The organism is Clavibacter capsici (assembly GCF_001280205.1).
GTDB lineage: Bacteria > Actinomycetota > Actinomycetes > Actinomycetales > Microbacteriaceae > Clavibacter > Clavibacter capsici.
Window position 1 is genome coordinate 2,940,594 of sequence record NZ_CP012573.1, and the last position, 26,788, is coordinate 2,967,381.

The 26,788-nt window shown below is 74.6% G+C and carries 27 protein-coding genes; 12 read left to right on the forward strand and 15 right to left on the reverse strand.

All coding sequences use genetic code 11. The annotated features are described in order from the left end of the window. Positions 1 to 7: 7 nt before the first annotated feature. The 3 genes from AES38_RS13885 (at position 8) to AES38_RS13895 (ending at position 2,950) form a co-directional block, all read left to right on the forward strand. The gene (locus AES38_RS13885) at positions 8 to 865 is read left to right on the forward strand and encodes a M56 family metallopeptidase (RefSeq protein WP_053775463.1); all 858 of its coding nucleotides are present in this window, start codon (positions 8 to 10) and stop codon (positions 863 to 865) included. A gap of 262 nt (positions 866 to 1,127) precedes the next feature. Then, complete coding sequence (locus tag AES38_RS13890; RefSeq protein ID WP_053775464.1) at positions 1,128 to 2,237, forward strand: VIT1/CCC1 transporter family protein; 1,110 nt, start codon at positions 1,128 to 1,130, stop codon at positions 2,235 to 2,237. 62 nt (positions 2,238 to 2,299) lie between these two features. Further along, positions 2,300 to 2,950 (forward strand): HEAT repeat domain-containing protein, encoded by a 651-nt coding sequence (locus AES38_RS13895; protein WP_053775465.1) that lies wholly within the window; start codon positions 2,300 to 2,302, stop codon positions 2,948 to 2,950. Here AES38_RS13895 and AES38_RS13900 read toward each other — a convergent pair. Further along, positions 2,947 to 3,843, reverse strand: a complete 897-nt coding sequence (locus AES38_RS13900) for an alpha/beta fold hydrolase (RefSeq protein WP_053775466.1) — start codon at positions 3,841 to 3,843, stop codon at positions 2,947 to 2,949. The two genes, AES38_RS13895 and AES38_RS13900, sit on opposite strands and share 4 nt — an antisense overlap. A 148-nt stretch (positions 3,844 to 3,991) precedes the next feature. Between AES38_RS13900 and ectB the strand changes: the two genes are divergently transcribed. After that, positions 3,992 to 5,326, forward strand: coding sequence for a diaminobutyrate--2-oxoglutarate transaminase (gene ectB, locus AES38_RS13905; RefSeq protein WP_210768428.1), 1,335 nt, complete (start codon positions 3,992 to 3,994; stop codon positions 5,324 to 5,326). A 60-nt stretch (positions 5,327 to 5,386) separates the two neighbouring features. Here ectB and AES38_RS13910 read toward each other — a convergent pair whose 3' ends face one another. Both AES38_RS13910 and AES38_RS13915 read right to left on the reverse strand, forming a co-directional pair. Next, the gene (locus tag AES38_RS13910) at positions 5,387 to 6,049 is read right to left on the reverse strand and encodes a response regulator (RefSeq protein ID WP_053775468.1); all 663 of its coding nucleotides are present in this window, start codon (positions 6,047 to 6,049) and stop codon (positions 5,387 to 5,389) included. Then, a complete protein-coding gene (locus AES38_RS13915; protein ID WP_053775469.1) occupies positions 6,046 to 7,860 on the reverse strand; it encodes a sensor histidine kinase in 1,815 nt (604 codons plus the stop codon). The genes AES38_RS13910 and AES38_RS13915 overlap by 4 nt, the downstream gene beginning before the upstream one ends. A gap of 159 nt (positions 7,861 to 8,019) precedes the next feature. Here AES38_RS13915 and AES38_RS13920 point away from each other — a divergent pair, with 159 nt between their 5' ends. Beyond that, positions 8,020 to 9,441 carry a CitMHS family transporter gene (locus tag AES38_RS13920; RefSeq protein WP_247650089.1) on the forward strand — a complete coding sequence of 474 codons (1,422 nt, stop codon included), beginning with the start codon at positions 8,020 to 8,022 and terminating at the stop codon, positions 9,439 to 9,441. Positions 9,442 to 9,516: 75 nt separating this feature from the next. On the opposite strand, the gene AES38_RS13925 is transcribed toward AES38_RS13920, so the two are convergent. Both AES38_RS13925 and AES38_RS13930 read right to left on the reverse strand, forming a co-directional pair. After that, entirely contained in the window at positions 9,517 to 10,977 is a 1,461-nt protein-coding gene (locus AES38_RS13925) for a DUF2079 domain-containing protein (protein WP_053775471.1), read from the reverse strand. A gap of 74 nt (positions 10,978 to 11,051) precedes the next feature. After that, positions 11,052 to 11,483: a DUF5997 family protein gene (locus AES38_RS13930; protein ID WP_053775472.1), complete on the reverse strand. Its 432-nt coding sequence runs from the start codon at positions 11,481 to 11,483 to the stop codon at positions 11,052 to 11,054. A 103-nt stretch (positions 11,484 to 11,586) separates the two neighbouring features. Here AES38_RS13930 and AES38_RS13935 point away from each other — a divergent pair, with 103 nt between their 5' ends. The 3 genes from AES38_RS13935 to AES38_RS13945 are packed head-to-tail and all read left to right on the forward strand — an operon-like array spanning position 11,587 to position 14,430. Continuing rightward, positions 11,587 to 12,612 (forward strand): LysR family transcriptional regulator, encoded by a 1,026-nt coding sequence (locus AES38_RS13935; protein WP_053775473.1) that lies wholly within the window; start codon positions 11,587 to 11,589, stop codon positions 12,610 to 12,612. Positions 12,613 to 12,658: 46 nt separating this feature from the next. Continuing rightward, complete coding sequence (locus AES38_RS13940; RefSeq protein WP_053775474.1) at positions 12,659 to 13,606, forward strand: DUF2268 domain-containing putative Zn-dependent protease; 948 nt, start codon at positions 12,659 to 12,661, stop codon at positions 13,604 to 13,606. After that, positions 13,603 to 14,430, forward strand: a complete 828-nt coding sequence (locus AES38_RS13945) for a MerR family transcriptional regulator (RefSeq protein WP_053775475.1) — start codon at positions 13,603 to 13,605, stop codon at positions 14,428 to 14,430. Before AES38_RS13940 ends, AES38_RS13945 begins: the two co-directional genes overlap by 4 nt. Before the next feature lie 9 nt (positions 14,431 to 14,439). On the opposite strand, the gene AES38_RS13950 is transcribed toward AES38_RS13945, so the two are convergent. Beyond that, on the reverse strand, positions 14,440 to 15,171 hold the full coding sequence (locus AES38_RS13950; RefSeq protein ID WP_053775476.1) for an SGNH/GDSL hydrolase family protein: 732 nt from the start codon (positions 15,169 to 15,171) through the stop codon (positions 14,440 to 14,442). Positions 15,172 to 15,264: 93 nt separating this feature from the next. Here AES38_RS13950 and AES38_RS13955 point away from each other — a divergent pair, with 93 nt between their 5' ends. Further along, positions 15,265 to 15,621 carry a hypothetical protein gene (locus AES38_RS13955; protein WP_244629187.1) on the forward strand — a complete coding sequence of 119 codons (357 nt, stop codon included), beginning with the start codon at positions 15,265 to 15,267 and terminating at the stop codon, positions 15,619 to 15,621. A 23-nt stretch (positions 15,622 to 15,644) separates the two neighbouring features. Here AES38_RS13955 and AES38_RS13960 read toward each other — a convergent pair whose 3' ends face one another. From AES38_RS13960 to AES38_RS13985, 6 genes are read right to left on the reverse strand one after another with little or no spacing between them, the layout of a single operon-like run. Then, positions 15,645 to 16,541 carry a prenyltransferase gene (locus tag AES38_RS13960; protein WP_053775477.1) on the reverse strand — a complete coding sequence of 299 codons (897 nt, stop codon included), beginning with the start codon at positions 16,539 to 16,541 and terminating at the stop codon, positions 15,645 to 15,647. Beyond that, positions 16,534 to 16,902, reverse strand: coding sequence for a lycopene cyclase domain-containing protein (locus tag AES38_RS13965; protein WP_053775478.1), 369 nt, complete (start codon positions 16,900 to 16,902; stop codon positions 16,534 to 16,536). The genes AES38_RS13960 and AES38_RS13965 overlap by 8 nt, the downstream gene beginning before the upstream one ends. Continuing rightward, a complete protein-coding gene (locus tag AES38_RS13970) occupies positions 16,899 to 17,243 on the reverse strand; it encodes a lycopene cyclase domain-containing protein (RefSeq protein WP_053775479.1) in 345 nt (114 codons plus the stop codon). Before AES38_RS13970 ends, AES38_RS13965 begins: the two co-directional genes overlap by 4 nt. Beyond that, on the reverse strand, positions 17,243 to 18,841 hold the full coding sequence (crtI, locus tag AES38_RS16120; protein WP_053775480.1) for a phytoene desaturase family protein: 1,599 nt from the start codon (positions 18,839 to 18,841) through the stop codon (positions 17,243 to 17,245). Before crtI ends, AES38_RS13970 begins: the two co-directional genes overlap by 1 nt. Then, positions 18,838 to 19,872, reverse strand: coding sequence for a phytoene/squalene synthase family protein (locus AES38_RS16125; RefSeq protein WP_072174653.1), 1,035 nt, complete (start codon positions 19,870 to 19,872; stop codon positions 18,838 to 18,840). Before AES38_RS16125 ends, crtI begins: the two co-directional genes overlap by 4 nt. After that, positions 19,869 to 20,939, reverse strand: coding sequence for a polyprenyl synthetase family protein (locus tag AES38_RS13985; RefSeq protein WP_242431002.1), 1,071 nt, complete (start codon positions 20,937 to 20,939; stop codon positions 19,869 to 19,871). Before AES38_RS13985 ends, AES38_RS16125 begins: the two co-directional genes overlap by 4 nt. A 44-nt stretch (positions 20,940 to 20,983) precedes the next feature. Between AES38_RS13985 and idi the strand changes: the two genes are divergently transcribed. Continuing rightward, positions 20,984 to 21,550, forward strand: coding sequence for an isopentenyl-diphosphate Delta-isomerase (idi, locus tag AES38_RS13990; protein WP_053775482.1), 567 nt, complete (start codon positions 20,984 to 20,986; stop codon positions 21,548 to 21,550). A gap of 71 nt (positions 21,551 to 21,621) precedes the next feature. Here idi and AES38_RS13995 read toward each other — a convergent pair whose 3' ends face one another. Then, positions 21,622 to 22,500: a patatin-like phospholipase family protein gene (locus AES38_RS13995; RefSeq protein WP_053775483.1), complete on the reverse strand. Its 879-nt coding sequence runs from the start codon at positions 22,498 to 22,500 to the stop codon at positions 21,622 to 21,624. Positions 22,501 to 22,626: 126 nt separating this feature from the next. Continuing rightward, entirely contained in the window at positions 22,627 to 23,187 is a 561-nt protein-coding gene (locus AES38_RS14000) for a MarR family transcriptional regulator (RefSeq protein WP_081001912.1), read from the reverse strand. 77 nt (positions 23,188 to 23,264) lie between these two features. Between AES38_RS14000 and AES38_RS14005 the strand changes: the two genes are divergently transcribed. Then, a complete protein-coding gene (locus tag AES38_RS14005) occupies positions 23,265 to 25,343 on the forward strand; it encodes an MMPL family transporter (protein WP_053775484.1) in 2,079 nt (692 codons plus the stop codon). A 76-nt stretch (positions 25,344 to 25,419) separates the two neighbouring features. Continuing rightward, the gene (locus AES38_RS14010) at positions 25,420 to 26,172 is read left to right on the forward strand and encodes an SDR family NAD(P)-dependent oxidoreductase (protein WP_053775485.1); all 753 of its coding nucleotides are present in this window, start codon (positions 25,420 to 25,422) and stop codon (positions 26,170 to 26,172) included. Here AES38_RS14010 and AES38_RS14015 read toward each other — a convergent pair. Continuing rightward, a complete protein-coding gene (locus AES38_RS14015; protein ID WP_053775486.1) occupies positions 26,169 to 26,777 on the reverse strand; it encodes a TetR/AcrR family transcriptional regulator in 609 nt (202 codons plus the stop codon). The two genes, AES38_RS14010 and AES38_RS14015, sit on opposite strands and share 4 nt — an antisense overlap. Positions 26,778 to 26,788 lie beyond the last annotated feature (11 nt).

The window sequence follows — 26,788 nt, forward strand, 5'->3', positions numbered from 1 at the left end:
GCGACCAGTGAGCGACACGGTCCGCGCGGTGCTCCTGCTGGAGTGCTACGTCACGGTCACGCTCCTCGCGCCGCTGCTCCTCGGGCGCCTGCAGCTCGTCGCCCAGCGCCCCGTCGCGATGCTCGCGGCCTGGCACGGCTTCCTCGTGACCGCGGTGCTGAGCCTCGGGTCGGGCCTCGGCCTCCTCATCCACCAGGGCATGGCGCTGCAGGCGGGTGCCCGGCCGGAGGAGGCCGCGGTCGCCGCGGTGCCGCTCGCGTACGTCGCGGCGGGCGTGCTCGGCGTGCTGCTGTTCCGCCTCGTGGAGGAGGGCGGCCGGGTGGTGCGCGAGGCCCGGCATCGCGCGGGCGAGGTGGCGACGCTGCTGCTCGCCTCGCGGCCGTACCGCGTCGCCGGGCGCGACGCGCGGATCGTCGAGTCGGACGTGCCGCTCGCCGCGCTCTCGCCCGCCACCGGCGTGATCCTCCTCACCACCGAGACCCGCGCCCGGCTCGACGACGACGAGCTCGCGGCCGTCCTCGAGCACGAGACCGCGCACCTGGAGCAGCGCCACGCCCTCGCGGTGCGCATCGCCCAGGTCTCCCGCTCGATCCTCCCGGCGCTGCCCGCGAGCCAGCGCCTCGCGCTCTCGACCACCATCGCCATCGAGTTCATCGCCGACGACCACGCGGCCCGCGTCTCCGGACCGGCCACGGTCGCCTCGGCCCTCGTCAAGCTGGATCCCGACGGCGGCCTCTCCGCCCTCCGCGCCGAGCGCATGCGCCACCCGCGCGGCGGGCACCGCGTCGCCCTGCGGCTCCTGTGCGCTGTCGCGTGCGCGCTCCCCGTGCTGCCGGTGGTCATCGTGCTGCTGCCGCCCGCGTGAGCGCCGACGCCGCCGGACCGCGTCGGGCCGCGCGGGGCCGTGCGATAGGGTCTCCTCTCGAAGGGGAGTAGTCCCCCCGGCCCTCGGGCCGGACGGCGATGCGTCGACATGCTGGCCCCCGGGCCCGGTGCATCACCCGCCACCGCGCACGAGCGAGGCGGGCGGACGAGACCTTCGGCCAGACGAACGACAGGCGCGCGATGCGCCGTCGCGTCGGCCGGAGACCCCCGCGTCCCGGTCGTCGCCCGACCGGAGGACACCCATGACCGCCATGCCCCCTGCCCGCATGCCCGATCCGACGCCCGCCCAGGTGCGCCGCTGGCGGCAGTACCTCGCCGACGAGCGCGCCGAGGCCGCCGTCTACCGCGACCTCGCCGGCCGTCGCACGGGCGAGGAGCGCGCGATCCTGCTCGCCCTCGCCGAGGCCGAGGGCCGCCACGCCGACCACTGGATCGAGCTGCTCGGCGACCGCGTCGGCAAGCCCGTCCGCGGCGACGTCCGCACCCGGATCCTCGGCCTGCTCGCGCGCCGCTTCGGATCCGTCTTCGTGCTCGCCCTGGCCCAGCGCGCCGAGAGCCGCTCGCCGTACGCGGACGACGACGACGCGACCGACGCGATGGCCGCCGACGAGCGCGTGCACGAGGAGGTCGTGCGCGGCCTCGCGACCCGCGGCCGGATGCGCCTCTCGGGCACCTTCCGCGCCGCCGTCTTCGGCGCCAACGACGGGCTCGTCAGCAACCTCGCGCTCGTGCTCGGCATCACGGCCACGGGCGTGCCCAACGCCGTGATCCTCGCCACGGGCCTCGCGGGCCTCCTCGCCGGTGCGCTCTCGATGGGCGCGGGCGAGTTCGTGTCCGTGCGCTCCCAGCGCGAGCTGCTCGAGGCCTCGGCCCCGGATCCCAGCACCCGCGACGCGATCCCCCACCTCGACGTCGACGCCAACGAGCTCGCCCTCGTCTACCGCGCCCGCGGCATGACCGAGGAGGAGGCGCTCGCGCACGCCGACGAGGTGCTGCGCGACCTCGCGGCCGAGACCCGGCCGATCCCCGTCACCATCGCGGGCGTCGCCGCCTCCGACGACGAGCACGAGAGCGTCGGCACCGCATGGGGCGCGGCGCTGTCGAGCTTCTGCTTCTTCGCGTCCGGCGCCGTGATCCCGGTGCTCCCGTACCTCTTCGGCCTCCAGGGCATCGCGGCCCTCGCCCTCGCGTGCGTGCTCGTCGCGATCGCGCTGTCGATCACGGGCGCGGTCACCGGCCTCCTGTCGGGCGGCCCGCCCCTGCGTCGCGCCGGCCGCCAGCTGCTGATCGGCTTCGGCGCCGCCGGCGCCACCTACCTGCTGGGGCTGCTCTTCAACACGCAGGTCGGCTGATCCGGCCTCCCGCCGCTCCCGGGCGGCGGGACCGCCCGGCCGCAGCCGATACGGTTGTCCGCATGGCTGACGGAGATGACCCCCGCCGTCGCGAGGACTCCCTCGCGACGCGCATGAGCGACGCGGTGGCGCGCACGAGCGAGCGGGAGGTCGCCCTGCGGGCGATGGGCCTGCTCGACGGCCTGTACGAGGGCGACGATTTCCTCCTGCTGGTCGGCGGGCGCCACGCCCGCGGGATCCTCAACGGCGCGCCTCCCCTCTACTGGCCCGAGGCCTGGGGCGCCCGCGCCCTCCTCTACGCCTGGACCCCCGAGGCCGCGAAGGTCGTCGAGAAGAACCTCACGAACCGCGCGTGGCGCGTGCGCGAGGCGTGCGCGAAGGTCGTCGCGACCCGGCAGCTGCCGCTGGTCCGCGCCCTCACCGTGCTCGTCACCGACGAGAACGCCCGCGTCCGCGGCGCCGCCCTGCGCGCGCTCGGCGCCGTCGGCTCCCCCGCCGACGAGGACGTCATCCGCCGCGCGCTCACGGATCCCGACACCTCCGTCCGCGTCGCCGCGCACGACGGCCTCGAGGCCCTCGCCGCCCGGCACGAGCAGGTGCTCTCCCCCGCCGGCCGGCACGCGCAGGCGGCGGCCGAGGCGAGCGCCGTCACGGGGGACGACGACAGCGACGACAGCGACGACTCCGCCGACGTGGACGCCGACCGCTCCTAGCTCCCGGGCCGCTCCGCGGGATCCGCCGGCAGCGACGCGAGGAAGTCCTCCACCAGCTCGGCGAAGAGGTCCGGCCGCTCGATCTGCGGCATGTGCCCGCAGTCGGGGATGAGGCGGGTGCGCGCGTCGGGCAGCTCCCGCGCGACGGCCGCGAGGTGCGCGGGCGGCAGGATCCGGTCGCGGTCGCCCCACACCGCGAGCACCGGCAGGCCCGAGAGCCGCACGGCCTCCACGAGCGGGCGGCGCCAGGCCGAGCTGACCCCGCGGACGGTGCCGAGGCCGCGCGCGATGTCGAGCATCGTGGCCGCGTGGGCCGGCCGGGCCGACAGCTCCTGCGCGTGCCGCACGCGCTCGTCGGTCGTGAGCGCCGGGTCGTGGAAGATCGTGCGGGTCGAGCGCCGCGAGTTGCCGGGCGTCGGCCGCATGAGCAGCGTGGCGAGCGGGTCGAAGGCGAGCATCCGGAGGCCCACGGTCACCTGCCGCCCGAAGCCCGCGCTGTCGGCGAGCACCAGGGCGCGCACGCGGTCCGGGTGCCGGGTCGCGAGGGTCATCGCGACGGCGCCGCCGAGCGAGTTGCCCACCACCGTCACCGGACCCGCGACGCCCGCCGCGTCGAGGTACCCGGGCAGCGCGTCCGCGAGCGACTCGAGCGTGGTGGGGCCCGCGACCGGATCCGACCAGCCGAAGCCCGGCAGGTCGAGGCTGTGCAGCTCGTGGCCGGCGGAGAGGCGGTCGTGCTGCTCGGCCCAGTCCTCGAGGCTGCGGCCGATGCCGTGCAGGAGGAGGAGCGGATCCCCGGAGCCGGTCACGCGGTGCCGCACCTGCCGGCCGCCGACGTCGGTCATCGCGGTCCCCGGGGCCCGGAGCGGATCGACGTCCCCGGATGCGGCCATGCCGCGACCCTATCGAGATCCCCCGCGCGAGGGATTCCTACGTTGTCGGGAGGAGGTGCGACGATGGAGGGGCTGCGCATCGCAGCCCCTTCCCCGTCGCCCGGAGCCACGAGCCCGCCCGACGTGCGGTGATCCACCGAGATCGCCGATGAGCATCAAGGAGCGAGACGGCATGACGATCTTCGAGCAGATGGAGTCCGAGGTCCGGAGCTACAGCCGCGGCTGGCCGGTCGTGTTCGACCGCGCGGTGGGCAGCGAGATGTTCACGGCCGACGGCGACCGCTACCTCGACTTCTTCGCGGGCGCCGGCGCGCTCAACTACGGGCACAACAACCCCGCCCTGAAGCAGAAGCTCGTCGACTACATCCTCCGCGACGGGGTCACGCACTCCCTCGACATGTTCACGGAGGCCCGCCGCGACTTCCTGCAGACCTTCCAGGACGTCATCCTCCAGCCGCGCGGGCTCGACTACCGCATCATGTTCCCCGGCCCGGGCGGCGCCAACGCGGTCGAGGCCGCGCTGAAGCTGGCGCGCAAGGTCACCGGCCGCACCACGATCGTCCACTTCACGAACTCGTTCCACGGCATGACCGAGGGCGCGCTCGCGGTCACCGGCAACGCGCTCAAGCGCGGCGGCGCCGGCCACCCGCTCCAGCACGCCGTCGCGGTGCCGTTCGACGGCTACCTCGGCGGCGAGACCGACAGCCTCGCGTACTTCGAGAAGCTGCTCGACGACTCGGGGTCGGGCTTCGACACGCCCGCCGGTGTCATCGTCGAGACCGTCCAGGGCGAGGGCGGCATCAACGTCGCCACCCCCGAGTGGCTCCGCAAGCTGCGCGACCTGACCTCGCGCCACGGCATCGTCCTCATCGTCGACGACGTGCAGATGGGCTGCGGCCGCACGGGCGGGTTCTTCAGCTTCGAGGAGTCGGGCATCGTCCCCGACATCGTCACGCTCTCCAAGTCCATCGGCGGCTACGGCCTGCCCATGGCCCTCACGCTGCTGAAGCCCGAGCTCGACCAGTGGAAGCCGGGCGAGCACAACGGCACCTTCCGCGGCATCGCGCCCGCGTTCCTCACCGGCGCCGAGGCGCTGCGGCTCTACTGGGCCGACGGCGAGCTCGAGGCGTCCACGCTGCGCAAGGGCGAGCGGATCCACGAGGTCTTCACCGAGATCGCCGCCTCCGCCGCGCCGGAGATGACGCTCAAGGTGCGCGGCCGCGGCCTCGCGCGCGGCATCGAGTTCCCCTCCGGCGAGCTCGCCGGCGCGGTCTGCCGGGCGGCGTTCGAGCGCGGCATGCTCATGGAGACGAGCGGCGCCGGCGGCACCGTCATGAAGGTGCTGCCCGCGCTCACCATCACCGACGACGAGGTCGAGGAGGGCCTCGGGATCATCCGCGAGTCCGTCCGCGAGGTCCTCGGATCCACCCGCGAGGAGCTCGCGGCCGACGAGGTGCCGCTGCCGGTGGCCGTCGGGAGCTGATCCGCGCTCCTCATCCCCGACGGCCCGGCCCCGCACGCGCGGCGCCGGGCCGTCGTGCGCCTACCGCGGCCGCAGGATCCGGTACCGGTGCTCCGGGCGGCCCGTGGATCCGTAGTTGAGCTGCACGTCGACGACGCGGTCGCGGGCGAGGGCGCCGAGGTAGCGCTGCGCGGTGGCGCGGGAGACGCCGACGCGCTCGGCGATCTCGGGGGCGCTGAGCTCCTCGTCGGACGCGGAGAGGGCGTCGAGCACGGCCTGCTCGGTCGCCGGGCGCGCCTGCGCGGACGCCCGGCCGGGACGCAGCGCGTGGATCGCGCGGTCGATGCCCGCCTGGTCGAGCGGGCGGTCGCTCGCGAGCCCGGCGCGGAAGGCCGCGTAGGCCGCGAGGCGCGCGGTGAGCAGCTCGGGCGCGAACGGCTTCACGAGGTAGGAGACGGCGCCGCCGCGGAGGGCGCGGCGGACGGTGGCGGGATCGTCGGCGGCGGTGACGAGGATCACGTCGGGCTCGATGCGGCGCACCAGGTCGACGCCGCTGCCGTCGGGCAGGTACGCGTCGAGGAGCACGAGGTCGGGGCGGGACGTGTCGAGCACGGCGAGCGCCGCCCGCACGCTGCCCGCGGTGCCGACGGCGCGGAACCCGGGCGCCTGCTCCACGATGCCCTCGTGCAGGCGGGCGATGCGGAAGTCGTCGTCGACGATGAGGACGGTGAGGTCGTCGGTCATGCGCGTGCTCCGTGGGGGTCGAGGGCGTCGGGGGCGAGGGGGTCGGCGGCGTCGGGCGGATCCGCGTCCGGCGGCTCCACGACGCCCGCGAGCCGAGCGCAGAAGACGGCGCCCGCCTCCGCGTCGGGCGGCGGGCCGCCGGGATCCGCGACCCACACGTCGCCGCCGTCGCGCCGGGCGATGTCGCGCACGAGCGGCAGGCCGAAGCCGAGGCCGTGCGCGGGATCCGCTCCCCCGCCCGCCGCCAGCGCCTCCGCCGCCGCCCCCACGTCGTCGGGTCGTCGCCGGAAGACGCCCGCGGGATCCGCCGCGCCGAGCCCGTCGCCCGAGTCCGCCACCGCGAGGTGCAGGTCGGCGCCGTCGTCGAGCGCCTCGACCTCCACCCACCGGTCGGCCCGGGATCCGCGCACGGCCGCGTGCACCGCGTTGTCGACGAGGTTGCCGAGCACGGTCGTGACCTCCTCGGGCCGCACGAGCGATCCGCGCACGAGCGTGCCCGGCCCCACGCGCAGCGCCACACCCCGCTCCTCGGCCTCCAGGGCCTTCGCGCCGAGGAACGCCTGCAGGTACGGCTCGTCGACGAGCCCCGCGTCCACCGTCGGGAACGCCACCGGCCCCTGCTCGAGCACGCCCGTGAGGTAGGCGTCGGCCTCGTCCACCCGCCCGGTGGCGACGAGTCCGCGCACGACGTGGAGGCGGTTCGCGAACTCGTGCCGCTGCACGCGGAGCGCCGTGGACATCGCGGTGACGGCGGTGAGGCGGCGGCTCATCGCCTCGATGTCGGTCTCGTCGCGCACGACGATCACCGTGCCGAGGTCGCGCCCGTCGCGGGCGACGCGGGCCACGTCGACGAAGAGGAGCCGGTCGTCGACCACGGCGCGCAGCGACGGGGATCCGGCGGCGGGCGGCGCGGCCTGCGCCCGGGCGACCGCGTCCCGCAGCACCGGCGGCACGCCGAGCTCCGCGAGCGTGCGGCCGACCGGATCCCGGAGCCCGAGCAGCTCGGCGGCACGCGGGTTGCAGACGGTCACGCGGCCGTCGGGGCCGACGCCGACGACCCCCTCGCCGATGCCCGTGAGGACCGCCGCCTGGTCCTGCACGAGGCCCGCGAGCTCGGACGGCTGGAGGCCGAGGGTGAGGCGTGCGAGCCGGCGCGAGAGGATCCCGCTGGCCACCGCCCCGACGCCGAGCGCGAGCAGGGCGACGACCGCGATGGCCGCCACGTCGACGCCGATGGAGTCGCGCACGGTGGCCGCCGCGAAGCCGACGCTGACCTCGCCGACGACCCGGCCGGATCCGCCGCCGTCGGGAGCGCCCGCCGTCGCGAGCGCCCGCACCGGCACCTTCGCGCGCGCGGACTCCCCGAGCGTGCCGGTCGCCCACGTCACCTCCTCGCGTCCCGCGAGCGCGACCGTCGGATCCGTGCTCACGCGCTCCCCGAGCTCGGCCGGGTCGGGGTGCGCGAGCCGCAGGCCCCGGTCGTCGGTCACCACGACGAAGAGCGCGCCGGTCCGCTCGCGCACCGCCTCGGCCGTGCGCTGCACCGGGCCGTCGGCGAGGTCGGCGGCGGAGGCGGTCGCGGGATCCGCGGTCTCTGCGGTCACGGCGGCCCGCAGCGCGGGATCCTCGGCGGCCGTCCGCGCGATCGCGAGCGCGGTGTCCTGCGCCTCCTCGCGGTTCTCCGACGAGCTCAGCAGCCCGTAGGCGACGGTCGCGATGCCGACCACCACGAGCACCACGAGCAGCTGGAGGACGAGGGTGCGGCGCGCGAAGTCGAGCCCCGCCCGCCGTCGCCCCGTCGCCCGATCCACCCCGTGAGCATAATGCGCAGAACGTCGTCTACGTGCACTATCGCGATCAAGCGGCACAAGCGCGACGGACCGCGGATGCCCACCTAGCGTGTGGTGTTCAGCCGGGCGTCCCGCCCACCGACGAAGGAGTCACGCGTGCTGGTATTCCTGGGCTTCGCCATGGTCCTCACCTTCATGGCGCTCATCATGACCAAGCGGCTGACGCCCATGGTCGCCCTCATCCTCGTGCCGACGATCTTCGGCCTCTTCGCGGGCGCCGGCCTCGGCATCGGCGACATGGTCATCGAGGCGCTCGGCGACCTGGCGCCCACGGCCGCGCTGCTGATGTTCGCCATCATCTACTTCGGCATCATGATCGACGTCGGCCTGTTCGACCCGCTGGTGCGCCTCATCCTCCGCGTCGCGGGCGGCGACCCGGCGAAGATCGTGCTCGGCACGGCGATCCTCGCGGCCGCGGTCTCGCTCGACGGCGACGGATCCACGACCTTCATCGTCACGACGGCGGCCATGCTGCCCATCTACCGCAAGCTCGGGATGAGCCCGGTCGTGCTCACCTGCACCGCGGGCCTCGCGAACGGCACGCTCAACATCGTCCCGTGGGGCGGCCCGACCGTGCGCGCGGCGGCGGCCCTCAAGGTCTCGCCGACCGACATCTTCGTGCCGATGATCCCGTCGCTCCTCGTGGGCCTCGCGCTCGTCATGATTTTCGCCTGGACCATGGGCCTCCGCGAGCGCAGCCGCCTGGCCGCGCTCGGCGAGGCGCGGGCCGAGGGCGGGCTCGACGCCGCGGGCGGCACCGGCTCCGGTGGATCCACCGGCGGATCCGGCTGGTGGCGCGCCGGCCGCGGCGCCCCCGCGACCCCGCGCGGCGGCCTCATCACGATGGCCCCGTCGCTCGTCCGCGCCGAGACGGCCGCCGTCTCCACGCTCGGCACCACGATGCTCGACCCCGACCGCGAGACCCTGCGCCCGCGCCTGATCTGGTTCAACCTCGGGCTCACCCTGGTGGTGCTCGTGCTGCTGATCATGGACCAGCTGCCCCTCGCCTACGTGTTCATGGTCGGCGCCGCGGTCGCGCTCATCGTCAACTTCCGGGTGCTCAAGGACCAGGGCGAGCGCATCGCAGCGCACGCCCCCAGCGTGGTCGGCGTGGTCTCGATGGTGCTCGCGGCGGGCGTGCTCATCGGCGTGCTCAACGGCACGGGCATGGTGTCGGCGATGTCGGCGTGGCTCGTCACGATCATCCCGGACGCGCTCGGCCCCGGCCTCGCGGTCATCACGGGCGTGCTCAGCATCCCGATGACCTTCTTCATGAGCAACGACGCCTTCTACTACGGCATGCTCCCGGTGCTCGCGGAGAGCGCGGCGAACTACGGCATCGACCCCGTCGAGATGGCGCGCGCGTCCATCACCGGGCAGCCGGTGCACCTGCAGAGCCCGCTCGTGCCGGCGATCCTGCTGCTCGTGTCGCTGGCCGACGTGAACCTCGGCGACCACCACCGCAAGGTGCTGTGGCGCGCCGTGCTGGTCTCGCTCCTGATGCTCGCGGTGGGCGTGCTGACGGCGGCGATCCCGATCTGATCGGGAGGCGCCCCTCGCGGGCGCGCACGGGAGGCCGGGCGGCTCGGGGGAGCGCCCGGCCTCCGCGCGTGCGGGCTACCGGATCCGCCTGGCCACCTGGTACCCGGCGTCGGCGTAGACGATCTCGTACGCCGTACCCGCCTGCGTCGCCTCGCCGTACTGGTCGGCGTTGAGGGCGCCCTGCCCGAGGCCGCCGCCGACGGTGTCGATCACGACGTACTGCGGCGCCGGGTTGCCCGGGTTGCCGAGCCAGAAGACCTCGTGGTCGTCGACGAGGTACGACATGAGGCCGATGTCGCTCAGGACGGAGGCACCCGCGGGCACCTGGTCGAGCGCGGCCTGCGCCTGGGCGGCGCGCGGGGCCGGCTGCCAGATCGCGGGCTTCGTGAGCTCCGCCATGGGCGAGCGGAGGAAGAGGACGACGGCGGCGATCGCGAGCACCGGCACGGTGGCGCGCGACGCCGCGGCGAGCCAGCGCTGCCGCCCGGCCCGGGCGCGCGCCACGCCGTCGATCGCGGCGGCGAACACGATGGGCATGAGCACCGCGTCGTAGTGGTAGCCGGGCGCCCAGTACGCCTCGGTGGGCGCCAGGAAGCGCCACGCGAGCGTCGGCACCACGAGCAGCAGGAGCGGCGAGCGCAGCGCGATGAGCGCGCCCGCGATCAGGAGGAACGCGACCGTCTCGAGCTTCGGCGCGACGAAGAGCCCGGCGACCGTGCCGAGCGGATCCGCGAGGGCGCTGCCCGCGTCGAGCTTCGACGCGTAGTCCCAGCGGGCCTCCCGGTTGAAGGCCGGCAGGATCACCGTGGTCGCGAGCACGAACCACGCGACGCCCCAGCCGGCGAGCGCGATGCCGACGCGGCGGTCGAGCGCGAGGGCGATGATCGCGCCGAGCACCGCGACCGTGAGGCCGAGGTCCTCCTTCACGAACACGAGCGGCACGGCCCACGCGGCGGCCGCCATCGCGCGGCGGGCGATCACCGCGTCGAGCGCGAAGGCCAGCAGCGGCAGGGCGAACGCGATCTCGTGGAACTGGAACGCGACGGCGCCCTGGATCCCCCAGCTGAGCCCGTACGCGGCCGCCACCACGATGGCGCCCCACCGGCCCACGACGCGACCGGCCAGGCGGCCGACGCCGACCACCGAGATCCCGATGAGGACCGCCTGCACCACGAGCAGCGCGAACGCGTGCGGCCACACGGCGTAGACCGGGCCGAGCAGCACGAGGATCGGGTGGAAGTGGTCGCCCATGAGGTTGAAGCCGTCGCCCTTGATGGAGACGATGGGCGCCTGGAGGCGGGAGTAGTCCTGCGCGAGCTGCGTGAAGATGCCGGTGTCCCACGACTTCACGGTGAAGCGGCGCCACTCGAGCGCCGAGTGGAGCACGTAGACGGCGGTGACCAGCGCGGCCACGACCACCGAGCCGACGGTGCCGGGCACGCGGGATCCGGTGACGGGCGCGGGGAGGACGCCGGCGGGATCCGACTCGGCCTCGGCGGCATGGCGGCGTCGTGAGGCGGCGTTCGGACTGGTCACGGAGGACAGGGTCTCACGCGGGGCCGGGACGGGTCGGGTGCGGTCCCCGCGTCATCCGCTCAGCGCGGGTCGGCTCAGCGGCGGGATCCGCCGTCGCCCTCCTGGCGCTCGCGCTCGGCGGCCATGGCGGCGCGGCCGGCGTCGCGGTTCTTCACGCGGATCTGCTCCTCGCGCACCTCGGCCTGCGTCGCGCGCTCCTGCACCAGCCACTGCGGCGGGGCCTGGAGGAGCTCCTTGATCTGCGCGGTGGTGAGCGCCTCCGTCACGCCGCCGCGGGCGAGGCCGGCGATGGAGACGCCGAGCTTGCCGGCGATGACCGGGCGCGGGTGCGGGCCGTCGCGCAGCAGCGTGGCGAGCCACTCGGGCGGGTTCGCGGTCATCTCGGCGAGCTCCGCGCGCGACGGGGTCGACTCCTGGAACTCCACCGGGGTCGCCGGCAGGTGCACGCCCAGCTTCTTCGCCGCGGTCGCGGCCTTCATCGTCTGGCTGGATCCGGAGCTCGTCATGTGCCCAGGGTACCGTCGGGGCCCCGGGCGCCCTGCACTAGCCTGGATCGGACCCGCCGCCGCTCACCGCGCCACCACCGAGCGGGCCATCGAGGGGACTCCCGTGGACGCCGACCCGACCGCCCTCCGGCACTTCATCGCCGTCGCCGACGAGCTGCACTTCGCCCGTGCCGCCAAGGCCCTCAACGTCTCGCGCATCGCCGTGAGCCGCTCGGTCCTCGACCTCGAGGCCCTCTGGGGCGTCGAGCTGTTCGTGCGCGACGACGGCCCCACGCGCCTCAGCCCCGACGGCGAGGCCCGTCTCGCGGAGGCCCGCGCCGCGATCGCCGCGGAGGACGCGCGCCTCGCGGAGGAGGCCGCCGCGCCGCCCCGCGGGCTGGTCGTCGCGATCGTGCCCGGCGTCACGGTCGCCAAGTGGACCCGCGCGTGGGACGAGCGCGTCGCCGACGTGCCGCTCCGGGTCGCGCCGCTCGCGGAGGAGGCCGCCGTGCCCGCCCTCCTCGACGGATCCGCGGACGTCGCGTTCCTCCGCCTCCCCGTCGACGGGCGCGGCCTCACGATCGTGCCGCTCTACGGCGAGGTGCAGGTCGCGATCCTGCCCAAGGACCACGCGCACGCCACCGCCGACGCCGTCGCCCTCGCCGACCTCGCGGAGGACCTGCTGCTCCAGCCGGCCGACGCGGTGCCGGGCTGGCCGGGGCGCACGGCGGGCGCGGATCCGGTGCCCCTGCCCGAGGACGTCGCCGCGGCCGTCGAGCTGGTCGCCGCCGGCGTCGGCTTCGTGGTCGTGCCGCACGCGCTCGGCCGGCTGCACGCGCGCAAGGACGTCGTCGCGGTGCCCGTGCACGACCTGCCCGAGACGCGGATCGCCGTGGCCTGGCGCGAGGGCGACGCGTCCCCCGACATCGAGGAGCTCGTGGGCATCGTCCGCGGGCGCACGGCCGCGAGCTCCCGGTCGCAGCGCGACGACGACGAGCGCGACCGCCGGAAGCCCACCGCCGCGCAGAAGACCGCCCGCAAGGCCGCGGGCAAGCCGGGCGCCGCGGGCGCGAAGGGCGGGTCGAAGCCCGCGCCGAAGGGCGGCGGCAAGCGCACTCCCCCGCCGCGCGGCCAGCGACGCGCACGCTGACCGCGGCTGGACCTTGACGCTGCGTCACCCCCTAGCGTCCCGTGACATGACCATCACGATGATCGACTCCGCCTCCGCGATGCAGCGCATCCTCGACTCCCCGGAAGGCGAGCGCGCGGGGCTGGTGCGTGAGATGTGGGCGCCGCTGGCCGGCATGTACCGGTTCGCCCCGGGCGAGGTGGATCTCGCGGAAGCGCATCGGGGGGTCTCCGGCTTCCCCTGGGACCGCGACCTCGACGAGACGCGCCGCAGTCTCGACGCGCTCGTGCGGGCGGACGCATGGGCACGCATGGAGACAGCGCTGGCGGCGGGTCTCGAGGCCATCCACCGCGCCGATCCGGGGGCCGTGCTCCCCGACATCCACGTCCTCCTGATCGTGGCCGACTCCCGGGACGAGCACCTCGTGCGGGAGGTCGGGGGTCTGTCGGCGTTCGGCGGGATCAGCGGGAGCATCCTCCTCGTCCTGCATCCCACCCCGGAGGTCCTCGCGCGGCTGGAGGCGATCGCCGTGCACGAGCTGCACCACAACGTGCGGTACTCCCCGGGCGGCGTCGTCTGGGACCCGGCGAGGGTGACGGTCGGCGAGCAGGTCGTGGCCGAGGGGCTCGCCGACGCGTTCGCGTCCGAGCTGCACGGCGCGCTCGGCCCCACCCACTTCGTCGCGGAGGCGACCCGCCGCGACGACGCCGTGCTGGCACTCGTCGCGAGCGGGCTCGGGACGCGCGGGATGGGTGGCCTGCTCGCGTGGGTCCTCGGCGACGCGAGCGCGGAGCGGCTCGGGATCCCACCGGTGGGCCTCCCGACGGGCGCCGGCTACGCGGTCGGCCTGCGGTTGGTCCGCGCGTACCTCGACGTGACCGGCCTGACGGCGGCGGCGAGCGTGCGCGCCTCCTCGGCCGAGGTGATCCGCGTCGCCACGGAGCGGCTCGGCCTGCCCCACCCGCTGCCGGCGACGGGAGCCGGGCCGTCGCTCGGCGAGGACGGGGCACGATGACCGAGGAGGCCCGGGCCGTGGAGTGGACCGTGCAGCAGCTCGCCGACCGGGCCGGCGTGAGCGGACGGACCCTGCGCCACTACCACCGCATCGGGCTCCTCGCGCCGGACCGCGTGGGGGTCAACGGCTACCGCCACTACGGACCCGTAGCCGTAGCGCGTCTGCAGAGGATCCTGCTGCTGCGGGCCACCGGCATGCCGTTGTCGCGGATCGCCGAGGTGCTCGAGAGCGAGCGCGCGGACGCCGGACCCGAGCACGGCACGCGCGGCGCGACGGAGGAGATCCGCGCGCTCGAGGAGCACCTCGAGCAGCTGGTCCGCGAGCGGGAGACGGTCGAGCGGAGGATCCAGGCCGTCGAGCGCACTCTGGCCATGCGCAGGGAAGGCCGTCGCCCTCCGATGGACGTGATGCTCGACGGCTTCAACGACCGCTTCGAGTCCGAGGTCGTGGATCGTTGGGGCCGGCCGGCATACGAGGCCGCGAACGGGTGGTGGCACGGCATGGGCATCGACCGGCAGCGTGCGTGGAAGCGCGACTCCGAGTCGCTCGTCGCCCGATGGCGCGAGCTCGGCGATGCGGGAAGCGAGGCCGCCTCCGCCGAGGCGCAGGAGCACGCGGCTCGTCACATGAGGTGGTTCGCGGCGATCCCGGGGACGCCCACTCGCGACGGTCCGCCGGAGAAGGCGGCCGCCATGGTGCGCGGGGTCGCGCACTCCTACGAGACGGATCCGGACTTCCACCGGTTGTTCGGTGGCCAGGGCACCGCGCGTCTGGCGGCCGATGCGCTCCGTATCCACCTCGAAGGGGCTGCCGACGCGCGCTGAGGGGCGAGCTCAGACCCCGCCGCGCTCCGCCTGCAGGTCGGCGATGACCCGGCCCACGTGCTCGCCCCAGCGGCGGTACATCGACGCGTAGCGGAACTCGCCGCCCTCGAAGTCGACCGGACCCGCGTCCGGCAGCTTCACCGACGCGACCTGCGGGAAGCGCGCGCAGACCTCGGCCTTGCGCTGCGAGAGGTACATGGCGTGGTCGCGGAAGAGGCCGCGCACGAACGAGCCGGCCTCCACGTACTGCGACACCTGCGGCACGTCCGAGACGAGCACCGTCGAGTTGTCGGCGGTCTGCTCGACGAGGTGGTCGAGCAGGTCCTCGAGACGGTGGACCCACGGCGTGATGCGCGCGAGCTCGAGCGCGTCGGCGACCCCGGGCATCACGAGCACGACGTCGTAGCGGTGCAGCTCGGTGATCTGCCGCACGGCCTCCTGCGTGGCCGTGAGGTGCTGGTCGGCGAGCGGGACGGTGCGCCACTCGACCCCGCGGCCGGTGAGCGCGGCGAGCGCCCGGGCCGACTGCGCCGCGACGCCCTCGGCGTGCGTCCGCAGGCCCACGCCGGATCCGCCGATGCCGCCGAGCGCCAGGATCCGGTCCGGGTCCGGTCCCGGCACCACGCCGACGGGCGCGTCCGTCGGCACCGCCGCGGTCAGCGGCGTGGGGATGCCTCCGCGCAGGCCGGCCGCGACGAAGGGGCGGACGGTCTGGTGGAGGAGGCGGATCGGCGGTGACATGGGCTCCTGGGGTCGTGAGGGGCGTGGTCTCCATCGTGCGCCGACGCCCCCGTGTCGGACGCCGAGCCTATCGTCGTCCAGGAGCCCGGCCGGGTGCTCGCGCCCCCGTCCCCTCCCCTGGAGCAGAAGATGACCCGCCAGCCCGAGCCCCTCGTCCACCACCCGCACGCCCGCTTCCACCAGGGCGCCTGGCGCGTCCAGGTCGCGTCGCAGCCCGTGCTGGGCTACGTCGTGCCCACGGAGCGCACGCCCGGGGCGGATCCCGTCTTCGAGGTCTACGCCGACGCGGTCGACGACTCGGGCCGTCGCGTCTGGGTCTCCACCGCGGTCACGCTGGAGGCCGCGATCGCGTGGATGCGCGAGCACGACATGGAGCTGCTCTCCTTCGCGGGCGAGCACGCCAGGCGGCGGCGCGAGCTCGCGATAGGGATGATGCCGACGCACTACTGACCGCGGGCCCGCGGCGCCGGGCCTCAGGCGGTGGTGGCCCAGTACGCGATGAGCAGCATCGTCACGACGAAGCCGCAGAGGAAGTTGAGGCCCAGGAAGCGGCGCCAGCCGCGGTTGGCGGCCTCCGCGTCCTCGTCGCGGATCGACCAGAACGGCGCGGTGCTGAGGACGTACGGGACCACGAGCACGGCCGCGATGATCCCCGGGAAGCCCGTGAAGAGCATCGCGACCCCGGCGGCGGCGTAGGCGAGCACGGCGATCCGCACGGTGACGGCCCCGCCGAGCACGGTCGCGATGGAGGAGATGCCGCCCTCGCGGTCGGCCACGATGTCCTGCACCGCGCCGAAGGCGTGCGAGGCGACCCCCCACAGGAAGAAGGCCGCGAGGATCGCCCACAGCGCGGGCGTGAAGGCGCCGCCCGCGAGCACGATCCCGTAGACAGCGGGGGACGTGAAGTGCGTGCTCGAGGTGAGCGAGTCGAGCACCGGGCGCTCCTTGAAGCGGAGGCCCTTCAGCGAGTACGCGACCACGGCGAAGACGCTCACGGCGAGCACGGCGACGCTGGCGGCGGATCCCACGGTCACGAGGTACACGAGGAAGGGCACGTTGGTCGCGAGCACCGCGACCAGCACCGGCCGGTGCATCGCGCGCGCGAGCACCGCGCCCTCCACGCCGCCCTTCCGCGGGTTGCGCATGTCGGACTCGTAGTCGAAGACGTCGTTGATGCCGTACATCGCCAGGTTGTACGGGATGAGGAAGTAGACGGTGCCGAGGATCGCGGTGAGGTCGAGCTCGCGCGTGACCGTGAGGTACGCGGCCGCGAACGGGAACGCCGTGTTCACCCAGGAGAGCGGGCGGGAGGAGAGCAGGATCGTGCGCAGCGTCTCGACGGCGCCGGGACGCGCGCGCACGTCACTCATGCGCTTCGATGCCGGAGACGCTGCGGCGGCGACGCAGCAGGTACCAGACCGCGGGCAGCAGCACGAGGGCGGCGATGGCGTAGGCGAAGTCCTCGACGGGCGCGTAGCCGAGCATGAGGCCCACCAGCTTGTCCTCGTCGTAGCCGACGAGGCCGACCTTGATCATGATGTTGTCGAAGATGAGGGTCATCACGAGCAGGATCGCGACGGGCATCCGCCGGTACCAGTAGTACTCGGGGTAGTCGAAGCGGCTGGATCCGTACGGCACCGCGGCGGCCTCCCGCAGCAGCAGGCGGCGGAACAGGAACCCGACGACGGCGACGGGAGCGAGGAACAGCAGGTCGAGCACGAGGTAGCTCATCGGTTCGCGCGCTCCCTCGCCCGGGCGACGTGGTGGTCGGCGAGCCGGCTGAACCCGTTGACGAGGTTCATCGTGAGGTAGCAGAGCAGCGTGAGGAAGAAGACCTCCTCGAGCGGCAGCTCCGGGCCGACGAGGATCCCCGTCATGATCGCCGTCTCCCCGCGGAAGAAGATGCCCTGCGAGATGCCCGCGACGTCCCACGCGAGGAAGAACGCGACGCCGATGAGGGTGGTGAGCGCCGCGGCCGTGCGGTCGCGCCAGAAGAAGAGGCGCCAGCGCCGGTCGATGAGCATCATGCAGCCGAGCGCGACCAGCAGCAGAACGAGGTAGACGAGGCCCATCAGACCACCGGGCGGCCGACCGTGCGCACGAGCGGCTCGGCGCCGGGGCCGGTCGACACGTCGCCGCGGAGGCGCTTCACGAGGATCTCCGCGCTGATGAGGCACATGGGCAGGCCGATGCCGGGGATGGTGGATCCGCCCGCGTAGTGCAGCCCGTCGACCTTCTTGCTCGTGTTGCCGGCGCGGAACATGGCCGACTGTCCGAGCGTGTGGGCGGGCCCGAGGATGGTGCCCTTCCAGGAGTGCAGGTCGGCGGCGAAGTCGCCGGGGCCCGAGGTGCGGCGGAGCACGATGCGCTCGGCGAGGTCGGGGATGCCGGCCCAGTCGCTGATCTGCCGGATGGCGCGGTCGGCGATCTCCTCGACCCGCGCGTCCCCCGCGCCGTCGATGCCGCCGCGGCCGATGGTCGGGTCGGCGGGGATCGGCACGAGGATGAAGACGTTCTCGTGGCCGTCGGGCGCGACCGAGGGGTCGGTGGCGCTGGGCTTGCAGACGTAGATGCTCGCGGGATCCGGCACCGAGGTCGTGCCGCCCTTCGGCGGGAAGATGCGGGAGAAGTTCTCGTCCCAGTCCTCGGTGAACAGCAGCGTGTGGTGGTGCAGCTCCGGCAGGCCGCCCTTCACGCCGAGGTAGACGAGAACGGCGCCGGGGCCGGCGGTGGCCTTGTCCCAGTACGACTGCGGGTAGGTGCGGAACGCCTCGGGGATGAGCTCGGTCTCGGTGTGGTGCAGGTCGGCCGTGGAGACGACCACGTCGGCCTCGAGGGTCTCGGTGCCGGCGTCGGTGGTGATCTGCACGCCGCGCGCCCGCGCCCGCCCGGCCCTCGCGGGCTCGGTGACGATGCGGGAGACGGGCGATCCGGTGCGGATCTCGACGCCCTCGGCCCGCGCGACCCGCTCGATCGCGTCGATGACGGTGATGAGGCCGCCCTGCGGGTACAGCACGCCGTCCTCGAGGTCGAGGTGGCTCATCAGGTGGTACATGCTCGGCGCGAGCTTGGGCGAGGAGCCGAGGAACACGGCCGGGTAGCCGAGGATCTGACGGAGGCGGCGGTCCTTCACGTAGCGGGCCACGTGCGTCTCGAGCGGCGTGAGCAGCAGCTTCCCGAGCGTGCCCGTGCGGGTGACGACGTCGCGCTTCAGCAGCGGCCGGTAGTCGGCGAAGGTCGTGTAGAGGAAGCGCTTCTTCGCGACCTCGTAGACGTCCTTCGCGGAGTCGAGGTAGCGGGCCATCGCGGGGCGGGACCCGGGCTCGACGCTCTCGAACAGGTCGAGGTTCGCCTCGCGGGAGTCGCGGATGTCGATGGGCTCGGGATCGCCCTCGAAGAGCACGCGGTAGCCGGGGAGGCGCACGAGGTCGAGCTGCTCGGCGGCGCTCGTGCCCATGAGCTTGAAGAAGTGGTCGAAGACCTCGGGCATGAGGTACCAGCTGGGGCCGAGGTCGAAGCGGAAGCCGTCCCTCTCCCAGGAGCCGGCGCGGCCGCCGACCTCGTCGCGGCCCTCGACGAGGGTCACGCGGTAGCCGTCACGGGCGAGGAGCGCGGCGGAGGCGAGGCCGGCGATCCCGCCGCCGATCACGATGGCGGTGGGTGCGGTCATGGCGCTCTCCTGCTGCTCGGGGTCGGACGGGGCGGGCTCGGTCGGGGTGGCACGGGAGGCGGGGTCGGGCGGACGCCGTCGGCGCGGGGCCCGCGCGAGCGGCGCACCAGGCGGCCGTCGACGCCGGAGGGCTCGGCGCCCGTGGCGGCGGCGAGCGCGATGCGGGCCTTGACCGGATCGGGCACCCGCACGCGCGTGCGCGCCAGCTCGGCCGCGGGGGTGTCGCGCAGGCGCACGGCGAGCTCGGCGAACAGGCCCTGCGCGAGCGCGACGGCGCGGCGGCTGGAGGCGGGGAGGTCGGGGATCACGGCACCGGACATGCGGAGGTCGGCGTCGATGTCGTCGAGGATGCGCTCCTTGTCGGCCTCCGAGAAGGTCTGGACGTCGACGCCGGGGAAGTAGCTGCGGCCGAGCGCCTCGTGGTCGGCCGCGAGGTCGCGGAGGAAGTTGACCTTCTGGAACGCGGCGCCCAGGCGCTTGGCGCCCTCCTCGAACCGGATCCGCTCGGGGCGCGTCGTCGCGTGGCCCAGGAGGAACGCGCGCAGGCACATGAGGCCGACGACCTCGGCGGATCCGTACACGTACTCGGTGAAGGAGGCGGGCGTGTGCTCCATCCGGCGCAGGTCCATGCGCATGGAGGCGAAGAACGGCGCGGTGAGCTCGGCGCCGAAGCCGGCGCGGCGGGCGGTGATCGCGAAGGCGTGGACGACGAGGTTGGTGCTGTAGCCGCGCAGCATCGCGTCCTCGGTCTCCTGCTCGAGGGCGTCGAGCAGGTCCTCGACGTGCGCGGGATCCACCCCCGCACCGGCCGCGGCGCCGTCGACGATCTCGTCGGCGATGCGCACGAGCGCGTACACGTTCTCGATGTGCTGGCGGACGTCGGCGCCGAGGAGGCGGGAGGCGAGCCCGAAGGAGGTGGAGTAGCGGCGGATCACGACGGAGGCCGTGTCCTGCGCCACGCGGTCGTACTTCTCGAGGCCGGTGGGCGGCTCGGGGGCGGGACCGCGTCGGCCGGGGCGTCGACCCGTCATCGGATGCGCCCGAGCACGGACTCCGCGACGGGCGCGAGCTCCCGGCGGAGCGCGTCCGGCACGACCGGGTCGTCGAGGCGCGCGCACGCGGCGACCGCGAGGTCGCGCGCGACGCCCTCGGCGTAGGCCCGGGCGCCGGAGCTCTCGAGAACCGAGCGGACGAGCGCCGCCTCGCCGCGCGAGAGGTCGTCCTTGCCGACGAGCGAGCTGATCTCGCCCCACTCCGACGAGCGGACGGCGTGGGCGATGAGCACGGTGCGCTTGCCCTCGCGGAGGTCGCCGAGGTTGGTCTTGCCGGTCTCCTGCTCGTCGCCGAAGACGCCGAGGACGTCGTCGACCACCTGGTACGCGATGCCGATGTCGCGGCCGAAGTCGCCGAGCGCGGCGACCACCTCGGGACGCGCGCCCGCGAGCACGGCACCCGCCTGCAGCGGCGCCTCGAACGAGTAGACGGCGGTCTTCAGGCGCTCCATGCGGAGGATCTCCTCCACGCTCGGCACGTCCGCGGTGAGCGAGAACTCGACGTCGATGAGCTCGCCCGCGGCCGATGCGAACACGGCGTCGTCGAGGATCTCCATGAGGTGCGACCGGGTGAGGTCGCGCACGCCGCTCGCGTCGATGAGGCGGTACGCGTTGACGAGCGCCAGGTCCCCCGCGATGACGGCCGCCGACATGCCGCGGTGCTCGGCCAGCGGCTGGGGCAGGCCCTGCGTGGTGGCGATGTCGCGGTAGGCGCCGGAGACGTTCGGGCCGCCGCGCCGGGTGAAGTCGCGGTCGATGACGTCGTCGTGGACGATGAGCGCGGTGTGGAGCATCTCGAAAGCGGCCCCGACGTGGGCCGCGGCCTGCACGTCCTGGCCGCCGAGGCCGTCGTACGCCGCCATGACCATGCGCGGACGGAAGCGCTTGCCGCCGGCCGTGTTCGACTCGAGCGTCCGCCAGAGCTTCACGTACTCGGAGCCCATCACCTCGGCGCGCACGAGCGACCTCGCGAAGAACGCGTCCAGGACGCCGTTCACATGGGCCTGCCTCGATGTGGAGACGGCAGCGAGGTTGGTGGCGTCCACGGATGAAACCTAACATCGTGGGGGTAACGGAAAGCAGGGAGCGCATGCCACAGCACACCGAGCTCGTCGTCCTCCTGGACGACGACGGCGAGACCATCGGGACGGCGCCCAAGGCGACGGTCCACACCCGCGACACCGCGCTGCACCTCGCGTTCTCGTGCCACGTGTTCGACGCCGAGGGACGGATCCTCGTCACGCGCCGCGCCATCGGCAAGCTCACCTGGCCCGGCGTCTGGACCAACTCGTTCTGCGGCCACCCGGCACCCGACGAGGACATGCGCGAGGCCGTCCACCGCCGCGCCGAGCAGGAGCTCGGGCTGACCCTCGCCTCGGTCGAGCTCGTGCTGCCCGACTTCCGCTACCGCGCGACCGACGCCGCGGGCATCGTGGAGAACGAGATCTGCCCCGTCTTCCGCGCGGTCGCGGCCACGCCGGTGGATCCGCGGCCCGAGGAGGTCGGCGAGTACCAGTGGGTGGATCCCGAGCAGCTCACCTCCGCGGTCGCCCTCACGCCGTGGGCCTTCAGCCCGTGGCTCACGCTCCAGCTGCCGCTGCTGTACCCGGAGCACGCGGCGCACGTGGGGCTGGCGGACGCGGTGCCCGCCACCTGATCGGCGCCCTCCGACGACGAGGGGCCCGGCCGCGCTGCGCGGCCGGGCCCCTCGTCGTGGTGCGGGCGGGATCAGCCCCAGAAGGCGCGGACCTCGTCGGCGACGCGCTCGGCCTGGCGGCGGCCCGCCTCCGCGGAGGCCGTGCGGGTCGAGAGGAGGAGCGAGTTCTCGCCGAAGGCGCGGGTGCTCTCCTCGTCGGCCTGGATCACGAGCACCTCGGCCCGGCCGCGCAGCTGCTGCACGACGGTGGACAGCGTCGGGCCCATGCCGCTCTGCGGCGCCTCGGGGCCGCACGCGATGACGAGGATCCGCTCGTGGTCGGCGACGACGTCGGCGTTCGTGCCGGAGCGCATGCCGCCGTCCATGTAGGGGCGGCCGTCGATGGTGACGGGCGGGAAGACGCCGGGCACCGCGCAGCTCGCGGCGGAGGCGCGCACGAGGTCGGCGCCGGAGTCCTTGTCGAAGACGGTGAAGCGGCCGGTGCCGGCGTCGACCGCGGTGATGCGGAGGTCCTGCTCGGGCCAGTCGCGGATGGGCAGCAGCTGGCCGATGCGCTCGACGCTCGCGGCGTCGTCCACCTCGGGGTCGTACTCCTCGAGCGCGAACTCGCCGATCCGCTGGCGCGTGGGGATCTCGCCCGCCGTGCTCACGACGCCCTCGCCGATGACCTCCACGGTGCGGGAGAGGTCGCGGCTGCCGGTGGGCTCCGCCATGCCGGCCACGTCGACGAAGTGCTCGTCGTAGGCCGCGTCGATGGCGCCCGCGCGCAGGTTGATCGCGACGACGGATCCGGCCGAGGTGCCGACGACCGTGTCGGCCGCGCCGAGGTCCACGCCCGCGGCGATGAGCCCCGAGAGGAGGCCGGTCTCCCACGCGATGCCGGCGACGCCGCCGCCGCCGAGGACCAGTCCCCGTGTCGCCGTGGTCGTGTCCCGCTCGGTACCGGTCATGGTTCTCCTCTTCGTGTGCGCGTGCGCGCGGTGGTGGTGGACGTGGTGGTGGATCCGGGTCCATCATCCCCGGCCGCGATGGACGGCGGCCGAGGGCGCGGTGGACACGCGGTGGACGCCGCCGGGTCAGCGTCGCGCGGCCGGTGGATCCACGGTGCCGCTCGGCGCGCCGTCCGGCCCCCCGGCGGCCACCCGGTAGACCTCGCGCACCTCGCCGAGGAAGCGCAGCACGGTCGCGCGCTCGCGCTCGGTCAGCGCGTCGGCGGCGCGAGCGACGCCGCCGATCATGGGCATCAGCTCGTCCATGGCCCGGCCGACGGACGCCGGCCGCGGCACGACCACCACGCGGCGGCGGTCGTGCGGGTGCGGCCGGCGGTCGACGTGGCCGACCGCGACGAGCCGGTCCACGACCAGGGTCACGGCGGCGGTGGATATCCCGAGCCGGCCCGCGAGCTCGGTGGGCGACAGCGACCCCGCCTGGATCAGGTGCTCCATGGCCTTCATGTCGGTGGCGTTGACCTCGAGGACGGTGCCGAGGCGACGCTCGAAGCCGGCGGCGAGGCCGAGCACGTCCCGGAGCACGCGGCCGATCTCCCCCGCCTCCCCCGCCTCGGCGGGCACGCCGGCGCCGGGGGCCGGAAGGGCGTCGGGCGCCCCCGCGCCGGCAGCGGGACGGGAGCGGGGCATGCGCCCATCGTACGGCGGAAGTAGCTAAGGCGCTTGACAGTCAGTAGGCTGACGATATTCACCCCCCTGGAGGACTCGTGAGATCGATCGCCCGCTTCGTCAGCGCCCGCCGCACCGCGTGGATCGCGTTGGCGCTGGCCGCCGCCGCCGTGGCCGCCCTGTTCGCCTTCCTGCCGAAGGGCGAGGCCGACGCCTTCCCGCCGTCCGGCCTGCCCGAGTCCAGCCAGGCGCGGCAGGTGAGCGAGCTCCTCGAGCGGTTCCCGAGCGCGGACACGACCGTAGGGATCCTCGTCTTCAGCCGCGACGGCGCCGCGCTCACCGCGGCCGACCGGGCCGCCGTCGCCGAGCGCGCCGAGGCCCTGGCCGCCGGCTCGATCGCCCCGCGCGCCGTGGTGCCGCAGGTCAGCGAGGACGGGCGCGCGGCGCTCGTCGCCGTGCCGCTCGACGCGACGGAGGCCGCCGACGACGTCGCGGCCACGGCCGATGGGCTCCGCGCCACCGCCTCCGACGGCCTGCCGGACGGCCTCACCGCGCAGCTCACGGGCCCCGTCGGCTTCCAGGCCGACATCTCGAACGCGTTCGCGGGGGCCGACCTCCGGCTCCTGCTCGTCACGGTGCTCGTGGTCGCCGTGCTGCTCATCGTCACCTACCGCAGCCCCGTGCTCTGGATCGTCCCGCTCGTCGTCGTGGGCGCGGCCGACGGCCTGGCGCGCGTGGTCGTGACGGCCCTGGCGGAGCCGCTCGGGATCACGATCGACGCGTCCATCGGCGGGATCCTCTCGGTGCTGGTCTTCGGCGCCGGCACGAACTACGCCCTCCTGCTCGTGGCCCGCTACCGCGAGGAGCTGACGCGCCAGGAGGACCGGCACCGGGCGATGCTCACGGCCGTCACGAGCGCGGGTCCCGCCATCGCGGCGAGCGGCGGCACGGTCGCGCTCAGCCTCATCACGCTGCTGGCCGCGGAGCTCTCCGGCAACCGGGCGCTCGGGTTCGCGTGCGCCGTCGGCGTGGTCATCGCCATCGCCGCCGCGCTCCTCGTCCTGCCGGCCGCCCTCGTGGTGTGCGGGCGGGGACTCTTCTGGCCGTTCGTGCCGCGCGCCAGCACCGACGCCGACCACGGCGGGAAGCCGGGCGTGTGGCGTCGTCTGGGCATGGGGGTCCGACGCCGGCCGGCGGTCGTGGCCGTCGTCGCGCTCGCCGGCGTCGGGGTGCTCGCGCTCGGGCTCGTCGGCGCGCGCGTCGGGCTCTCGCAGACGGACCAGCTGCTCGGGGAGCCCGAGTCGGTGCGGGCGCAGGAGGTCGTCGACGCCTCCTTCTCCGCGGGCCTCACCGCGCAGACCGTGGTGCTCGCGCCGGACGCGGTGGTCGCGGACGCCGTCGCCACCGCCGAGTCGGTGCCCGGTGTCGAGGGCGCCCGGGCCGGCGAGTCCGCGCAGGGCCTCACGCGCATCGACGTGCAGCTCGACGCGGAGCCCGAGAGCGCGGCCGCCTTCGCCGCCGTGCAGGACCTCCGCGACGCCTACGCCGGCGCCCCGGGCGCGGAGTCCGCGGCGCTCGTGGGCGGCAGCGACGCCACGGCCGCCGACACGGCCGCGTCGTCGGAGCGCGACCAGGGGCTCATCATCCCGATCATCCTGGCCATCGTGTTCGCGATCCTCGGCCTGCTGCTGCGCTCGCTCGTGGCGCCCGTCCTCCTCATCGCGAGCGTGCTGGCGACCTTCTTCGCGAGCCTCGGCGCGGCGAACGTGCTGTTCCAGCGGGTGCTCGGCTTCCCCGCCTTCGACGCGAACGTGGTGCTGTTCGCGTTCCTCTTCCTGGTGGCGCTGGGGGTCGACTACAACATCTTCCTCGTGACCCGGGCCCGCGAGGAGCGGCGCCTGCACGGCACGCGCGAGGGCATGGTGCGGGCGCTGGCGTCCACGGGCGGCGTGATCACGAGCGCGGGGATCCTGCTCGCGGCGGTCTTCGCGGTGCTCGGGGTGCTGCCGGTGGTGGCGCTCACGCAGATCGGCGTCATCGTCTGCATCGGCGTGTTGCTCGACACGCTCGTGGTGCGGACGCTCCTCGTGCCCGCGCTCGTGTTCCTGCTCGGCGACCGGTTCTGGTGGCCCTCGCGCGGGCCGGGTCGTCGCAGCGCGGAGGCCGTCGCCGAGTGACCCTCCCCCACATATGGCACCGCGTGCCAGAATGGTCGGGCCGGCGACGAGGCCGGCCCGACAGCGAGGGAACGACATGACCCAGGACCAGCAGTTCGGCGGACGCACCGCCATCGTCACCGGAGCCGGCAGCGGCATCGGCCGCGCCTCGGCGCTCCGCCTCGCCCGGGAGGGCGCGCGCGTGATCGCCGCCGATGTCTCCGCCGAGCGCCTCGACGCGCTCGTGGCCGAGCACCCCGACCTCGACCTCGTGCCCGTCACGGGCGACATCACGACGGAGGACGGCGTGCAGGCGATCGTCGCCGCGGCCGACGGGCGCGTGGACGTGCTCGCCAACGTCGCCGGGATCATGGACGGCTTCCTGCCGGCAGCCGAGGTCGACGACCGCACGTGGGACCTCGTGTTCGCGGTGAACGTGACCGCCGTGATGCGCCTGACGCGCGCCGTGCTGCCGCTCATGGTCGAGGCCGGGAAGGGCGCGATCGTCAACATCGCCTCCGAGGCCGCCCTCCGCGGATCCGCCGCCGGGCTCGCGTACACCGCCTCGAAGCACGCGGTGGCCGGCATGACCAAGAACACGGCCGTGCTCTACGCGGGTCAGGGCATCCGCGTGAACGCGGTGGCGCCGGGCGCGACCAACACGGCGATCGAGGCGCCCATGCGCTCGGAGCTCACCGGCCGGGTCCTCGGGCCGATCATGCAGACGATCGTGCCGGCGCCGGTCGAGGCCGACGAGATGGCCAACTCGGTGGTCTGGCTCGCGAGCGACCAGGCCAGCAACGTCACCGGCGTGATCCTCGCCTCCGACGGCGGCTGGTCCGCGATCTAGCGGGCGTCGCCGGGGAGGGCGAGCGCGCGGACGGCCCGGCGGATCGCGTCGTCGGGCCGTTCGTCGTCGGATCGCGTCGCCCACCAGCGCAGGGCCGTGTGGCTCGCCGACGCGAGCGCCTCGGTCACCGCTGCCGCCTCGACCGTGCCGCGGAGGCCGGGCAGCCCGCGCGCCACGAACTCGGCGAGCGCGGGCGACGCGGCCGTGATGCGGGGCGACGACCGGCTGTGCAGATCCGGGTGCGCGTCGATGATCCGCAGCCGCACCCGCGTCATGCCGAGGTCGAGGAAGCGCGGTCCGAGCGCACCGACGAACGCGTCCGCGTACGCCTCCCCCAGCGGCCGGTCGCCCGGGCCCTCGCCGAGGAGGCGCTCGAGCTCCGCGCCGACGACGTCGGCACCGGCCCACACGAGGTCGGCCTTGGTCGGGAAGTAGCGGAAGAGGCTGCGGCGGCCGACGCCCGCGGCCTCGGCGATGTCGGCCATGCTCACGGCCTCGTAGCCGCGCTCCGCGAACAGGCCGATGGCCACGCGGGCGAGCTCCTGCGCGTCGATCGCGGCGGGGCGGCCGAGGGCGGGCCGATCGCTCGGCGGGGTCGACGGCATGACGGGAATCG